16 protein-coding genes are annotated in these 14,582 nt (G+C 65.4%); 11 read left to right on the top strand and 5 right to left on the bottom strand.

The window, feature by feature from the left end; genetic code table 11:
* Window positions 1–185: 185 nt before the first annotated feature.
* Window positions 186–995 carry a hypothetical protein gene (locus FG95_RS09210; RefSeq protein WP_235211516.1) on the bottom strand — a complete coding sequence of 270 codons (810 nt, stop codon included), beginning with the start codon at window positions 993–995 and terminating at the stop codon, window positions 186–188.
* Window positions 996–1,336: 341 nt separating this feature from the next.
* Here FG95_RS09210 and FG95_RS09205 point away from each other — a divergent pair, with 341 nt between their 5' ends.
* The 4 genes from FG95_RS09205 to FG95_RS09190 all read left to right on the top strand — a co-directional run bounded on the left by FG95_RS09205 (window position 1,337) and on the right by FG95_RS09190 (window position 3,970).
* Window positions 1,337–1,990: an energy transducer TonB gene (locus FG95_RS09205; RefSeq protein WP_037555440.1), complete on the top strand. Its 654-nt coding sequence runs from the start codon at window positions 1,337–1,339 to the stop codon at window positions 1,988–1,990.
* Between the two features lie 54 nt (window positions 1,991–2,044).
* The gene (locus tag FG95_RS09200) at window positions 2,045–2,860 is read left to right on the top strand and encodes a MotA/TolQ/ExbB proton channel family protein (RefSeq protein WP_235211515.1); all 816 of its coding nucleotides are present in this window, start codon (window positions 2,045–2,047) and stop codon (window positions 2,858–2,860) included.
* Between the two features lie 127 nt (window positions 2,861–2,987).
* Window positions 2,988–3,509, top strand: a complete 522-nt coding sequence (locus FG95_RS09195; RefSeq protein ID WP_037555439.1) for an ExbD/TolR family protein — start codon at window positions 2,988–2,990, stop codon at window positions 3,507–3,509.
* A 35-nt stretch (window positions 3,510–3,544) separates the two neighbouring features.
* The gene (locus FG95_RS09190; protein ID WP_037555438.1) at window positions 3,545–3,970 is read left to right on the top strand and encodes an ExbD/TolR family protein; all 426 of its coding nucleotides are present in this window, start codon (window positions 3,545–3,547) and stop codon (window positions 3,968–3,970) included.
* A 218-nt stretch (window positions 3,971–4,188) separates the two neighbouring features.
* Here the strand turns inward: FG95_RS09190 and FG95_RS09185 are convergent, their stop codons facing one another.
* The 4 genes from FG95_RS09185 to FG95_RS09170 form a co-directional block, all read right to left on the bottom strand.
* Window positions 4,189–4,650 (bottom strand): Dps family protein, encoded by a 462-nt coding sequence (locus FG95_RS09185; protein WP_037555437.1) that lies wholly within the window; start codon window positions 4,648–4,650, stop codon window positions 4,189–4,191.
* Window positions 4,651–4,764: 114 nt separating this feature from the next.
* Complete coding sequence (locus FG95_RS09180; RefSeq protein WP_037555436.1) at window positions 4,765–5,331, bottom strand: TMEM165/GDT1 family protein; 567 nt, start codon at window positions 5,329–5,331, stop codon at window positions 4,765–4,767.
* Between the two features lie 32 nt (window positions 5,332–5,363).
* The gene (locus FG95_RS09175) at window positions 5,364–5,693 is read right to left on the bottom strand and encodes a hypothetical protein (RefSeq protein ID WP_037555435.1); all 330 of its coding nucleotides are present in this window, start codon (window positions 5,691–5,693) and stop codon (window positions 5,364–5,366) included.
* Window positions 5,694–5,758: 65 nt separating this feature from the next.
* Window positions 5,759–6,403: a GGDEF domain-containing protein gene (locus tag FG95_RS09170; RefSeq protein WP_037555434.1), complete on the bottom strand. Its 645-nt coding sequence runs from the start codon at window positions 6,401–6,403 to the stop codon at window positions 5,759–5,761.
* A 187-nt stretch (window positions 6,404–6,590) separates the two neighbouring features.
* On the opposite strand from FG95_RS09170, the gene purE reads away from it, so the two are divergent.
* From purE to lspA, 7 genes are all read left to right on the top strand, one after another.
* On the top strand, window positions 6,591–7,088 hold the full coding sequence (gene purE, locus FG95_RS09165) for a 5-(carboxyamino)imidazole ribonucleotide mutase (RefSeq protein ID WP_037555433.1): 498 nt from the start codon (window positions 6,591–6,593) through the stop codon (window positions 7,086–7,088).
* 9 nt (window positions 7,089–7,097) lie between these two features.
* Window positions 7,098–8,171 (top strand): 5-(carboxyamino)imidazole ribonucleotide synthase, encoded by a 1,074-nt coding sequence (locus FG95_RS09160; RefSeq protein ID WP_037555432.1) that lies wholly within the window; start codon window positions 7,098–7,100, stop codon window positions 8,169–8,171.
* Window positions 8,168–8,659: a dihydrofolate reductase gene (locus FG95_RS09155; protein ID WP_037555431.1), complete on the top strand. Its 492-nt coding sequence runs from the start codon at window positions 8,168–8,170 to the stop codon at window positions 8,657–8,659. Before FG95_RS09160 ends, FG95_RS09155 begins: the two co-directional genes overlap by 4 nt.
* Window positions 8,660–8,661: 2 nt before the next feature.
* On the top strand, window positions 8,662–9,843 hold the full coding sequence (locus FG95_RS09150; RefSeq protein ID WP_037555430.1) for a dipeptidase: 1,182 nt from the start codon (window positions 8,662–8,664) through the stop codon (window positions 9,841–9,843).
* Between the two features lie 118 nt (window positions 9,844–9,961).
* Window positions 9,962–10,891 carry a bifunctional riboflavin kinase/FAD synthetase gene (locus FG95_RS09145; protein ID WP_052182246.1) on the top strand — a complete coding sequence of 310 codons (930 nt, stop codon included), beginning with the start codon at window positions 9,962–9,964 and terminating at the stop codon, window positions 10,889–10,891.
* 150 nt (window positions 10,892–11,041) lie between these two features.
* On the top strand, window positions 11,042–14,047 hold the full coding sequence (gene ileS / locus FG95_RS09140; RefSeq protein WP_037555429.1) for an isoleucine--tRNA ligase: 3,006 nt from the start codon (window positions 11,042–11,044) through the stop codon (window positions 14,045–14,047).
* Complete coding sequence (gene lspA / locus FG95_RS09135) at window positions 14,044–14,565, top strand: signal peptidase II (protein WP_037555428.1); 522 nt, start codon at window positions 14,044–14,046, stop codon at window positions 14,563–14,565. The genes ileS and lspA overlap by 4 nt, the downstream gene beginning before the upstream one ends.
* Window positions 14,566–14,582 lie beyond the last annotated feature (17 nt).

The raw sequence follows: 14,582 nt of genomic DNA, 5'->3' as shown, positions 1-14,582 counted from the left end.
CCCCGTTATCGCGAGCGCCCTATCGGCTTTTGCGCGCGAAACAAGGAAGCTTTTCTGTTTCCGCTGCGGGAAAAACATGCGGCACCGGCCCGCTCCTCCTCCCGGCCTCCCCGACGATAGTAACCTAGGGAGGCCGGGAGGGGGAGCGGGCCGGTGCCGCCTTTGCCGTCAGGCGAAAAACTCCATCAATCGACCGGCGGCTTGCGCGTGCGCGTGCAGTCGCCGAGCGCGCCGAGGATGACGCCATAGTCCGCCGCCGCCTTGCGCCGGTCCCCGGGCGGGGTCCCCGCGAGCTTGTTCAGCGGCAGCTGGCGCGGCAGGCCGCAGGCGAGACGGTACCAGGCGAGCGTATCGCGCGCGGGCACCGCCGCGGACCCATCGACGATCTCGCCGAACGCCGCCGCCCAGCGCCGCGACCCGTCGGCGGCGGTGAGCACGGTGAGCGACACCGGGTCTCCGGTTTCGGTGTTCAGGAACAATTGCGTCTCGCCCTCGCCGGGAAGCGTGCCCGGGACGTGGAAGCCGTTGGCGATGCCGGTGATCGCGGGCGGGGCGCCGGGTTTGACCAGCTCGGTCAGGATCGCGCGCAATTGCGCTTCGGTGGCGGGATCCCACGGCAGCTGGGCGTCGGGGGCGATCAGGCGGACGCTGCCGGTGCTGTTCGTGCCTGCCGCCGAACCCGCGACGGGTCCGGCGAAGAGCAGGACCGGCTGCTTCCGCTTGAGCTTCGGCGGCTTGCCGCGCGTATCGACCGGCAGGTCGACGAGATAGGAGATTCGCGACGCGAGCGGGCCGCTGCCGCGAATCAGGCTGACGACGTCGGCTTCGACGTAGAATCGGACATGACCCGCCGCGACTCCGGGCGCGCGCTCGGGTTTCAGATCGGTCGCGTCGCGGATGCGCGCGTGCAGGACGATCGGTGCCGCGGTCGCCAGATCGGCGATGTCGGCATAGGTGTAGGGACTCGCCGCCGCGGCGCCCGCTGGCGCCTGCATTGCGGAAACGCTTGGGATTCCAAAGCTCAAGGTCAATATGCCGGCGATGGCGGCCGGGTGAGGGAGGCGCATGGTCGATCTACTTTCCATCATCTGTGACACCGGTATCGGCGCCTGAATCCCCATCATGGGACATGGCACATTAACCGCTGATAAAGGGTTTGCGAATGTGCCGCCACCGCGATAGGACGGGCCGCGAAGCGTCCGGCGAAAACATAATAAGCCGGATGTAGCGCCGTCGGGTCTGTGAAAACGCATCGGAAATCATCCGGGCATTTGGCAACCGTCCCGAGGGTTGGGAATTGGTGTCAGGATGATCTAGCAAGGAGCGTCGTCCCTGAATGGCTTATGGTGATAATGTCGACCCTAAAAACAGGGTAGTGGCGATTGTCTTGGTTGGTCTGTTTACGGCAGTTCTGGGCTATGGCCTGGTCAACGGCTTGAATATCAGCATCGTCAAGAAGATCGCCGAAAAATTGGATGTGGTGGACGTCGAAGAGCCGCCGCCGCCGGAGGAGCCGCCGCCGCCGCCGCCGCCGGACAACAAGCTGCCGCCGCCGCCGCCGGTCGTGACGCCGCCGTCGCCGATTCCGCCGCCGGTGACGACCAATACGGTCCAGTCGGTGCCGAAGGCGCCGCCGACGCCGCCGCCGCCGGTCTTCACGCCGCCGGCTCCCCCCGCGCCCCCGGCGCCCGACCTCAGTCAGGCCGGTTCGCCGCGTGGCAACCCGGGCCGCTGGGCGACGAACGACGACTATCCGGCGCGCGCCATGCGTGAAGAACGCGAAGGCACGACGGGTTTCCGCGTGACCTATAATGTCGAGGGCCGCGTGACCTCGTGCGACGTCACGTCGTCGAGCGGGCACGCCGATCTCGATGCCGAAACCTGCAAGCTTATCCAGCGCCGTGGCCGGTTCAATCCGGGCAAGGACCGCGCGGGTAATCCCACGGGCGGTACCTATAGCAACCGTATCCGTTGGCAGATTCCGCGCTGATCGGCGCCGGACCACCGTTTTCGATTTTGAATATTTTGAGAGGGAATTTCCTATATGTTTAATCTGATCGCAAATGCCGCCGCTGCGGCGCCGGCTGCCGCTCACGACGCAGGCATGAGCCTGATGCCCGCATCGATGTGCGTGAAGGAAGAAGGCCAGAACCCCTACGGTCTCGTCCCCGCGCTCTGCGAAGGCGGCATCGTGTCGCAGGTCACCTTCCTCGTCCTGCTGATCATGTTCATCGGCACGCTCTACATCCTGTTCACCAAGCTGTTCGAACAGAACAAGGTGATCAACCAGGGCAAGGCGGTCGACGCCAACTTCTGGCGCGCGCCGACGCTCGCCGACGGCGCGTCGAAGCTCGAAAAGAACAGCGCCTATCGTCAGGTCGTCGAAGACGGTCTGCGCGCCAACGAAGAGCATAACAAGCTGACCGACCCCGTCGAAGCCCACGACTGGATGCACGGCACGCTCGAGCGTTCGCAGAACCACATCAACTCGAAGCTCAATTCGGGCCTCGCCTTCCTCGCGACCGTGGGTTCGACCGCGCCGTTCGTCGGCCTGTTCGGTACCGTTATCGGTATTCTTCGCGCGCTCGTGAAGATCGGTGCGTCGGGTCAGGCGTCGATCGACACCGTCGCCGGTCCGGTCGGTGAAGCGCTCATCATGACCGCCATCGGTCTGATCGTGGCGGTTCCCGCGGTGCTCGCGTTCAACTGGCTGCAGAGCCGCAACAAGGCGATCGCCCGCCGTCTGTCGACCTTCTCGAACGACGTGCTCGGCTCGATCATGTCGAACGGCCAGGTGAAGCCGGCGTCGCTTGCTCCGGCAAAGGCCGCCGCTCCGGCCGCCGCGCCGAAGAAGGCCTGATTGGTTCCTGGATCCCCGCCTTGTCGCCGCGTGGCGACGGGCGGGGTCCGCTGGACAAGGGCGCAGCGCCGGTGGCGCGACGACCCTCAGGTCCATGACAGTAATTTTGTGACAGGATGCTAATCCTATGGCGATGAGTGTAGGCGACAGTGGCGGTGAAGACGCCCCGATGTCCGAAATCAACACGACCCCGCTCGTGGACATCATGCTTGTGTTGCTCATCATCTTCCTCATCACGGTTCCCGTGGTGCTGGAGACGGTGAACCTCAAGCTGCCCGACGTGGTCTTCGAGCCGACGACGACGAAGCCTGAAAATGTGCTGCTGTCGATCCGTTCGGCCGACACCGACGGCGATGGCGAGCCCAATGCCGACAGCAGCGCGTGCGAAGTCTATTGGGGCCAGACCCCGGTCGATTCGCGGCAGTTGCTCGAACGCGGGCAGCAAAAGCTCGAAAAGCTGCTCGAAGATATCGGCGGGCCTCAGAACATCACCGAAGAGAACTTCCCCGAAGTGCATATCCGCGGCGACGTGAACACGCCGTACCAGTGCATCGGCGGCGTGATCTATACGATGCAATATGCCGGCTTCCAGAAGATCGGGTTCATTTCCGAACCGGCTCCTGGCTCGGGCACGGTGGGTCGCCTCTAAGGCGGCCTTCCGTTTAGGAATGAAGGAATAATCGCATGTCCATGGCAGTTGGAGACCGGGACGAAAATGAACCGATGATGGACATGAACACGACGCCGCTTATCGACGTCATGCTCGTGCTCCTCATCATGTTCATCATCACCATCCCGGTCCAGACCCACGCGGTGAAGATCGACCTGCCGGTCCCGACCGACAGCCAGAGCAATGTCGACCCCGAGAAGAACAAGGTGATGATCGACCCCGCGGGGACGATCACCTGGAACGGAACGCCGGTCGACCTCGCGCAGCTGGCGCAATATCTGGAACAGACCAAGGCGCTGCCGGTCGAACCCGAACTGCAGGTTCAGCCCGACCCCTATGCGCGCTATATCGTCGTCGACAATGTCATGGCGGTGATCAAGCGCAGCGGCGTCGGCAAGCTCGGCTTCGTCGGCAACGAACAATATGCACGCGTCTTCTGATTTCTGATCGGAAGCCGTCAGGCAAAAATGGATGGGGCCGCGAAGCAATTCGCGGCCCTTTTCCTTGGTTGGTACGGAGCGACTGCTTTCGGCCGGTTGCTGCCATTGAGAGAAGAAAGCCGCTCCCCTGAAGGAGAGGGGCCAAATTGCCGCAACGGCAGCTCCCCACCCCCAAAGCGGGACGAAATCCCTCCCGCACCGGGGAGGTCCATCCGGGCTCAATAACCGAGCGTCGCCTCGAGGAACCAGATGCGCTGCTGCGTTTCGTCGGCCCAGCCGTCGACCAACCCGCTGGTCGCGATGTCGCCATCGGCTTCGGCGGTTGCCTTCACCTCCTTGAGCTGGCCGAGCAGCAGCTTGTTGTCGTCGGCCAGCCTGCGGATCATCGTCTCGGCATCGGCATCCGCGCTGTCGTCGTCGCGGATCGACGCGCGGCGGCCGATATCGCCGATCGAACGCAGCGTCGGCGCGCCATTCTTGCGCACGCGCTCGGCGATCAGGTCGGTCGTCGCGAAAATCTGCGCCGCCTGTTCGTCGAACAGCAGGTGCAGCTCGCGAAAGCGCGGGCCCTGAACGTGCCAGTGATAATTTTTGGTCTTGAGATAGAGGGCGAAGCTGTCGGCGAGCAGCGCGTTGAGCGCGTCGGCGACGGCGGGAGCATTGTTGTTCTTCTCGGACATGGGAGCATCCTTTCTGTTGCCCCGCCGATATAGCGAAGCCACGGGAGGTTTTCCCATTGAAGCTTCGGATGAGCATCATCGACAAAAACGATGAAACTCACGCTAATCGATCGATCATCCGATCAGCCCGAAGGCGCCGAGCGCGGTGCGCAGGCCCCAGATCACCAGGATCGCCGCCGCCGCCCAGCGCAGGCCGCGCGCCGCGCGCCGCTCGGCTAGCGCGGGGCCGAATGCCAAAAACGGCAGCATCGACAGCGTCCAGCCGACGAGCCCGCCCGCCGCCGCCCATTGTCCTGCGCCGCTGGTCGCGGCGAGCGCCGCGATCAGGAAGTGGCTGCGGTCGCCGAACTGGTTCGCGAGCATCCGTCCCGCGAACAGCGCCGTCGGCGCGTCGCCGTCTCCTTCCTCACGAGCGGGCTTCATCGGCCACAATAGCGCCACCGCGGCCGACAGCATCGCGAGCGCGACGAGCAGGGCGGCGACGCCCTGACCGATCATCCGGTTCGCGATCGCCCCGGCGATCGCGGCGACGATCGCGTTGACGATGAAAGCGCCGAAAGCGATGCCGACGGTGGCGCGCCGGTCGCTGCGCGCGCTGACCAGCCGCGACAGCGCGATTCCGCTGCGCCCGTCGGCATTGGCGAGCAGCACCGCCACCAGCGCGAGCATGATTGCGTCCATGACGTCGGATCTGGATCGTCAGGCGTGCGGGGTCAATGCCCGAGCCGGCTCGCCACCGATGCCAGCCACGCCTCGGGCGCGGCGGCCGGCATCGGTCCGCGCGGCGCCTGCGCGGCGTCGCTCATCGCGTCGAGATAGGTCAGGATCGCGGCGCGATAGCCGCCGCCCGCCACCGCCGATTCGAGCCGGCTCGCCAGCGTTTCGACCGCGGCGAAGCCGTTGTCGCGCGCGAGGCAGCGAATATCGTCGATCCCCTGCACGATCTGCGCCAGCGCGCAATTCGGCAAGGCTTCGGCCAGCGCGCCGATCTGGCCGGTGATCCGGTTCTGTATGTCGAGATATGGGTCGGTCTGGTTTCGCATCGTCCACCCCCTGTCGTCGGGGAAAGATGCGCTTTTTTGGTTAACGCGCGGTTAGCGGTGCCCCATTAGCGGTGGCCCAAGGGTCCGCCCTGTCCCTGCTTGCAGCGATACATGTCGCGGTCGGCCGCCGCCAAAATGTCCGATTCGTTCATTCCGGTCTGGAGCATCGCGACCCCGAAACAGGCCGACAGGGCGATCTCGTGCCCGTCATAATGCGCGGGCGCCGCGGTCAGCACGTCGCACAGCCGCGTGACCTGCGCGCGCGCGCCGTCCTCGCTCGACTGATCGAGGATCAGGCCGAATTCGTCGCCACCGATGCGCGCCGCGACGTCGGTCGCGCGGATCGAGCCCGCGAGCCGCTTGGCGATTTCCATCAGCGCGAAGTCGCCCGCGGCATGGCCGAAATTGTCGTTGATATATTTGAGCTGGTTGACGTCGATGAACACGACCGCGGCGCGCTCGGCGTGTCGTTCGAAGCGCGCCATGCGGTGATGGATCGCAGTCAGGAAATAGCGGCGGTTGAACAGCGGGGTCAGCGTGTCGCGCTCGGACACGCGTTCGAGCTCGGCGACGGCGATCTTCAATACGCGGTTTTCGCGGCGCAAGGCGTCGCGTTCCCGGCGTATTTCACGCAGCTGGTCCTCGATGGAGTCAACGGGTACGGCGGCGAACTGGTCGACCGCGATCCGTGCCCCCCCTATGCTATCCATGCCTTGTCCCCGGCGCGCCCTACCCCTCCGCCTGCCCGATGCTGGCGGATGATGCGGCAACCCTAGCCGCGACTTGATACCAATCGGTAAACGCGCCCGACATCAATTGCACGACGTTGCCCGCACGAAGCGCAACCGCTAGGGGGAAGGCGGCGGCGATTCATGCCGCCGCAGGAGGGACAGGGTGATGGGCGACAACGCACCGCAAGTCGGTGTCATCATGGGCAGCCAGTCGGACTGGCCGACGATGGCGCACGCGGTCCAGATCCTCGAGGAATTCGGCATCGCGCACGAGGTGCAGATCGTCTCGGCGCACCGCACTCCCGATCGCCTCGTCGCCTATGCCAAAAGTGCGGCGGAGCGCGGCCTGAAGGCGATCATCGCGGGCGCGGGCGGCGCAGCGCACCTGCCCGGCATGGTCGCGTCGATGACGCGCGTTCCCGTGCTCGGCGTACCCGTCCAGTCGGCGGTGCTGAGCGGCGTCGACAGCCTTTATTCGATCGTCCAGATGCCCGGCGGCATTCCGGTGGCGACCTTCGCGATCGGCAAGGCGGGCGCGACCAACGCCGGGCTCTTCGCCGCGGCGTTGCTCGCGAACGAGGATGCGGGCCTAGCGGACAAGCTGGACGGCTGGCGCGAGGCGCAGACGAACAGCGTCGCCCCCGTTCCCGTTCGCGAAGGCTAGGACCCCAACTTGCTACCTCCCGGTTCGACGATCGGCATCCTCGGCGGCGGCCAGCTCGGCCGGATGCTCGGCCTCGCGGCGGCGCAGCTCGGCTACAAGGTCCATATCTACGCCCCCGACGCCGAAAGCGTCGCGGCCGAAGTGACCGCGCACCACAGCCAGGCGGCGTGGGACGACGAACCGCGCCTCGCGGCCTTTGCCGCCGCGTGCGACGCGGTGACCTATGAATTCGAAAATGTGCCGGTCGACACGGTGCGCTTCCTGTCGGGGCATGTCGCGGTGCGCCCCGGCGCGGCGGGGCTCGAAATCGCGCAGGACCGCCTCGCCGAAAAGACTTTCGTCGCCGGGCTCGGCGGCCGCCCCGCGCCCTTCGCCGCGGTTGCCGACCGTGCCGCGCTCGATACGGCGCTCGAACAAGTCGGCGCGCCCGCGATCCTCAAGACGGTGCGCATGGGCTATGATGGCAAGGGGCAGGCGCGCATCTTGACGCCCGCCGACGCCGACGCGGCATGGGACGGCATCGGCCGCCACGCGGCGGTGCTCGAAGGTTTCGTCACCTTCGCACATGAATTTTCGGTGATCCTCGTGCGCGGCATCGACGGCGAGGTGCGCTTCTGGGACTCGCCGGTCAACGTCCATGAGGGCGGCATCCTCGCCACATCGAGCCTGCCGCCGCCGCAAATCGTCCTGGATCAGCAGGACGAAGCGCGCGCGTTGATGGCGAAAATCGCCGAGGAGCTCGACTATGTCGGCGTGCTCACCGGCGAGTTTTTTGCGACGGATGATGGCCCCGTGTTCAACGAGATGGCGCCGCGCGTCCACAACAGCGGCCACTGGACGATGGAGGGCGCGGTCGCGAGCCAGTTCGAAAATCACATCCGCGCGATCGCGGGTCTGCCGCTCGGCAGCACCGCGACGCGGGCGCTGCCCGTCACGATGCGCAACCTGATCGGCGCCGGCATCGCGGATATCCCCGCGCTGCTCGCCGACGAAAATTGCCACGTCCATCATTACAGCAAGACCGAGGTGCGCGAGGGGCGCAAACTTGGCCACGCCACATGGGTTGGAGCCTCTCCCGCATGAATCGCCCCGAGATTACGCTAATCCTCGCCCGCGCGGCCAATGGCGTGATCGGCGCCGGCGGCAAGATGGCGTGGCACCTGCCCGCCGACCTTCGCCGCTTCAAGCAGCTCACCATGGGCCGCCCGATGATCATGGGGCGCAAGACCTTCGACAGCCTGCCTGCGATTCTCGAAGGCCGCCGCCACATCGTCATCACGCGCGATCCCGAATGGCAGGACGAAGGCGCCGAGCCGGTCGGCACGATCGAGGAGGCGCTGAGGCTTGCCAACGCGCCGCATGTGATGGTGATCGGCGGCGCCGAAATCTACCGGCTTTTCCTTCCGCTCGCCGACCGCATCGAGCTGACCGAGGTCGCGCTCGAACCGAAAGGCGACGCGAGCATCGATTACCCCCCCGCCGCAGACTGGCGCGAGACGGCGCGCGAGGACCATCCGGCCGACGAGGCAGGCCGTCCGGCCTACAGTTTCGTCACGCTGACAAGGAAATAGGCATGCGTCGCTGGCTGATCGGCATATTGCTCGTTGTTGCGCTCGCGGCGCTCGCCTTCTTCGCGCTTGCCCCCGGGATGATCGAGCGCAGCACGAACCAGATCGACGGCAAGCCGCTGCCGACGGTCAGCGAACGCGCCAAGGCCCTGCACCGGACGCTGACGATCGTCGACCTGCACAGCGATACGTTGCTGTGGAAGCGCAGCATCCTCGACCGCGCGACACGCGGCCATATGGACCTGCCGCGGCTCGAGGACGGCAATGTCGCGCTGCAAATCCTCGCCAGCACGACCAAGTCGCCCAAGGGGCAGAATTACGACGCGAATAGCGGGGACACCGACAATATAACCAGCCTCGTGATCGCGCAGCTCCAGCCAATCCGCACCTGGAACTCGCTGCTCGAACGCTCGCTGTGGCACGCCGAAAAGCTCCACCGCGCCGTCGCCGATTCGGCGGGCGAGCTGCGCGCGGTCGATGCGCCCGAGGATATCGACACGTTGCTCGCCGCGCGCGGCGGCAATGCGCTGCCCGTCGGCGCGATGCTCAGCATTGAGGGGCTGCACGTCCTCGAAGGCAGGCTCGCCAACTTGGACAAGCTCTACGCCGCCGGCTTCCGCATGGCAGGGCTCACCCATTTCTTCGACAACGACCTCGCGGGGTCGATGCACGGACTGAAAAAGGGCGGGCTCACGCCCCTCGGCCGGCAGGTCGTCGAAACGATGGAGGCGAAGGGCATGATCGTCGACATCGCGCATTGCTCGGCCGCCTGCGTCGCCGACATCCTCGCAATAGCGCACCGCCCGGTGGTGTCGAGCCACGGCGGGGTGCAGGCGACGTGCAAGGTCAACCGCAACCTTTCCGACGAGCAGATCAGGGGCGTCGCCGCGACCGGCGGGCTGATCGGCATCGGCTATTGGGACGCCGCGGTCTGCGACACCTCGCCCGCGAGCATCGCGAAAGCGATGAAGCATGTCCGCGATCTCGTCGGCGTCCGGCATGTCGCGCTCGGCAGCGATTATGACGGCGCCACCACGGTGCGCTTCGACACGTCGAAGCTCGTTCAGGTCACGCAGGCGCTGATCGACGCGGGCTTTTCCGACGACGAAATCCGCGCCGTCATGGGCGGCAACGCGGTCCGCGTGCTCAAGGCGGGGCTTGTTCCGCAGACTCCGCCTACGCCATGACCCCTACCTCAAAAACCGTTTGCCCTGAGCTTGTCGAAGGGCCGTTCTTTCTTTCAACCTCGAAAGAAGAAAGAACGGTGCTTCGACAAGCTCAGCACAAACGGAGAGAGGTGGGCTTGTGATCCGCCTCGACGGCCACCAGCGCATCGAGGGGGCCTTGCGCGGCGGGGTGATTGCGCTCGGCAATTTCGACGGCTTTCACGCCGGGCATCAGGCGGTCGTCGGCCGCGCGGTCCATCATGCGAAGGACGAGGGACTTCCCGCGATCGTCGCGACCTTCGACCCGCATCCGGTGCGCTTCTTCAAACCCGACGTCCCGCCCTTTCGCCTGACGACGCTCGACCAAAGGCAGGAACAGTTCGCCGCCGCGGGCGCCGATGCGATGCTCGTCCTCCCCTTCGACGCCGCGCTCGCGGGCACGACGGCAGAGGATTTCATCACCGGGCTTTTGCTCGATCGCTATGGCGCCGCGGGGGTCGTCACCGGCGCCGACTTCGTCTTCGGCAAGGGCCGCGGCGGCAATGTCGTCACGCTCGCCGACCATGCGCGCCGCCTCGGCTTCTTCACCGAAATGGTTGCGCCGGTCGACGATGCGGTGGAAGTCATTTCGTCGAGCCGCATTCGCGAGGCGCTGCAGGGGGGCGACTGCGAAACCGCGACGCGCCTGCTCACGCGTCCCTTCACGGTGCGCGGCACCGTCCAGCACGGCGACAAGAACGGCCGCCTGCTCGGTTTCCCGACCGCAAATATCGAAATGGGGCAATATCTGCGCCCGCGCTACGGCATCTACGCCGTCACCGGCCGGCTTGCCGACGGACGCATGCTGAAGGGCGCCGCGAACCTCGGCATCCGTCCGAGCTTCGACCCGCCGAAGGAGTTGCTCGAACCGCATTTCTTCGACTTCGCCGAGGATCTCTATGGGCAGGAAATCGACGTCGCCTTCCATGCCTTCATCCGGCCCGAGGCGAAGTTCGACAGCATGGACGCGTTGATGGCGCAGATCGCGGCCGATTGCGACGCGGCGAAAGCGCGGCTCGAGGACGTGTGATTTTGTTCGTCACCCCGGACTTGATCCGGGGTCCATGCAGCGAGGCTGGGATGGATTCCGGATCAAGTCCGGAATGACGAATGGGCGGGAGTCACGTCTTGCGCCCATAAGCTTTGCTCCCGCCCGAATCTGCGCTAAGCGCCGCGCACCATGACCGATACGCCCGCAACCGAGCAGCGCGACTACCGCGACACCGTCTTCCTGCCCAAGACCGACTTCCCGATGAAGGCCGGCCTGCCGCAGAAGGAACCGCTGATTCTGGCGAAATGGCTCGAGGGCGATCTCGAGGGGCAGATTCGCGCGTCGCGCAAGGGCCGCGACCAGTTCATCCTCCATGACGGCCCGCCCTATGCCAATGGCGACATGCACATCGGCCATGCACTCAACCATATCCTCAAGGACATGGTCGTCCGCACCCAGACGCTGAAGGGCAAGGATTCGCCCTATGTGCCCGGCTGGGACTGCCACGGCCTGCCGATCGAGTGGAAGGTCGAGGAGCAGTATCGCAAGAAAAAGCTCAACAAGGACGAGGTTCCGGTCGAGGAATTCCGCGCCGAGTGCCGCGCCTATGCGCAGCACTGGGTCGACACCCAAAGGGAACAACTGAAGCGCCTCGGCATCGGCGGCGACTGGGACCATCCGTATCTGACGATGGATTATGCGGCCGAGGCCACCATCGTGCGCGAACTGCTCAAATTCGCCGCGAACGACATGCTCTATCGCGGCGCCAAGCCGGTGATGTGGTCGCCGGTCGAAAAGACCGCGCTCGCCGAGGCCGAGGTCGAATATGAGGATATCGTCTCGACCCAGATCGACGTCGCGTTCGAGATCACGGAGAGCCCGATCGCCGAACTGGTCGGCGCTTATGCGGTGATCTGGACGACGACGCCGTGGACGATCCCGGTCAACCAGGCTTTGGCCTATGGGCCGGAGATCGAATATCGGCTGGTCGTCGCGCACGGCAAACGGTGCCTCGTAGCCGAAGAACTGTATCAGGCATTCCTCGTGCGTTGCGGACAATCACCCTCCCTTTCAGAAATTCTGGGTGAGGTGCCCGAACAACCCCGCTCCTACGCGGTCGAAGGGCCAGTTGAGGAAGTTGGCACTATTAAAGGCTCCGACCTCGCAGGCACCATCGCGCGCCACCCGATGCACGCGCTCGGCGGCTTCTTCGCGCGTCCGCGCCCTTTCCTCGCGGGCAATTTCGTCACCACCGACAGCGGCACCGGGCTCGTCCATATGTCGCCCGACCATGGCGAGGATGATTTCGACCTGTGCAAGGCGAACGGGCTCGACCCTGTGTTCGCGGTCGAGGGCGACGGCAAATATCGCGAAGACTGGGGCTGGCTCGGCGGCCAGGGATCCGTGATCAACCCCAAGTTCAACGCCCCCGACGGCCCGATCTGCACCGACCTTCGCGACGCCGGCGCGCTGCTCGCCGCCAGTGCCGACTATAAGCACAGCTACCCCCACAGCTGGCGCTCGAAAGCCAAGGTCATCTATCGCTGCACCCCGCAATGGTTCGTGCCGATGGACAAGGTCATGACCCACATCGAGCCCAAGGCGCCGCGCGAGCAGCGCTGGGAAAGCGAAGGCGGCGCGATCAACCCGGCCGAGGAAGGCCTGTGCGACGCCCCGACCTTGCGGCAGGCCGCGATGCACGCGATCGACCGCACCCGCTTCGTCCCCGAAAAGGGCCGAAACCGCATCGGCAGCATGGTCAAGGACCGCCCCGACTGGGTGCTCAGCCGCCAGCGCGCGTGGGGCGTGCCGATCACGCTGTTCGTCGACCGCAAGACCGGGCAATATCTGAACGACCCGCTCGTCAACGACCGCATCGTCGCGGCGGTGCGCGAGGGTGGCGTCGATGCATGGTCGGACGCGCGCGCGCAGGAATATCTCGGCGACGCGTACAACGCCGCCGATTACGAGCGCATCACCGACATTCTCGACGTCTGGTTCGATTCGGGCTGCACCCACGCCTTCGTACTGGAGAGCGGCAAATGGCCCGCGCTCGTCCGCCACGACGGCGGCACCCACAGCGCCGACCTCTATCTCGAGGGCAGCGACCAGCATCGCGGCTGGTTCCAGTCGTCGCTGCTGGAAAGCTGCGGCACGCGCGGACAGGCGCCGTACAAGGCGGTGCTGACGCACGGCTTCACGATGGACGCCAAGGGCTTCAAAATGTCGAAGTCGCTCGGCAACACGATCAGCCCGATCGACCTGATGCGCGACTATGGCGCCGACATCCTCCGCCTCTGGGCGCTGAGCGTGGACTTCACCGAGGATCACCGCATCGGCAAGGAAATCCTTGCCGGCGTCGCCGACCAATATCGCAAGCTGCGCAACAGCTTCCGCTATCTTTTGGGCGCACTCGACGGCTTTACCGAAGAGGAACGCATCACCGACGTCGCGGCGATGCCCGAGCTCGAACGCTACATGCTCAGCCTGCTCGCCGATCTCGATGCGAAGATGGCCCGCGCGGTCGATGACTTCGACTATAACAGCTACACGCGCCTGCTCGCCGATTTCTGCAACGAGGACCTGTCGGCCTTCTATTTCGACATCCGCAAGGACGTCCTCTACTGCGACCTCGGCCCCGCCGCGCCGCTCGGCACCGACACGCGCCGTGCCTATCGCAGCGTGCTCGACATCCTTTTCCACGCCCTGATCCGCTACGCCGCGCCGGTGCTGGTGTTCACCAGCGAAGAGGTGTGGGGGACGCGCTATCCGGAAGCGGGCAGCGTGCATCTGCTCGAATGGCCAGTGCTTCCTACCCTTCCTGAAGAGGATGCTGGCGCGAAGGATTTGGATGGCGCCAACTATATCGAACAAAAATGGGGGCGAGTCCGGGCCGCCCGTGCGCAGGTTACGGAAGCGATTGAGCCGCTGCGGCGCGAAAAGATCGTACGCTCAAGCCTAGAGGCGGAAGTCGTATTAGGTGGGGACACTCCAGTTGCCGCCGGTGATCATAGCGATATCGAGCTGGCCGAAATCTTTATCAGCGGGACCGTTCGCCAAGATCAAAGCATCGAAGGCATTGCGGTCACCCCCACCACCAACCACAAATGCGGCCGCTGCTGGCGCCACTTGCCCGAGGTCGAAACCGACGGCAGCTTGTGCAATCGCTGCGACACGGTATTGACCTCGGCATGAGCAGCACACGTTCGCCCTATCTGCGCTTCGGTCTGATTTTCGCCGCGGTCGCCTTCATCCTCGACCAGATCACCAAGTGGGTCGTGACCGTCCCGCTGTCGCTCGAACCCAAGGGGCAGATCGAGCTCACCAGCTTTTTCAACCTGACCTGGGCCGAAAACTGCGGCATTTCGCTGTCGATGTTCGCGAGCTGCACCGACACGACGCGCTGGACGCTCGTCGCGGTGACCGGGATCGTCGCCGCCGCGGTCGCCTTCTGGATGACGCGCGAACAGGCAAAGGGCGATGTGATCGCGCTCGCGATGATCCTCGGCGGCGCGCTCGGCAATATCGTCGACCGCGTGCGCTTCGGCTATGTCGTCGACTTCGCCGACCTGCATTTCGGCGATTTCCGCCCCTTCATGATCTTCAACGTCGCCGATGCGTGCATCACGCTCGGCGTGCTTTTGCTGGTTGCGCGCGCGCTGCTCTTGGGCGAAAAGGCCCCAGCCGCGGACGCCACGCCGTCCGCCGAGTAAACGGGGCGCATAGGAGT

Origin of the sequence: Sphingopyxis sp. LC363 (assembly GCF_000756385.1) — a bacterium.
GTDB lineage: Bacteria > Pseudomonadota > Alphaproteobacteria > Sphingomonadales > Sphingomonadaceae > Sphingopyxis.
Note: the sequence above shows the minus strand (reverse complement) of the source record. Positions and strands in the feature narration are given on the sequence as shown.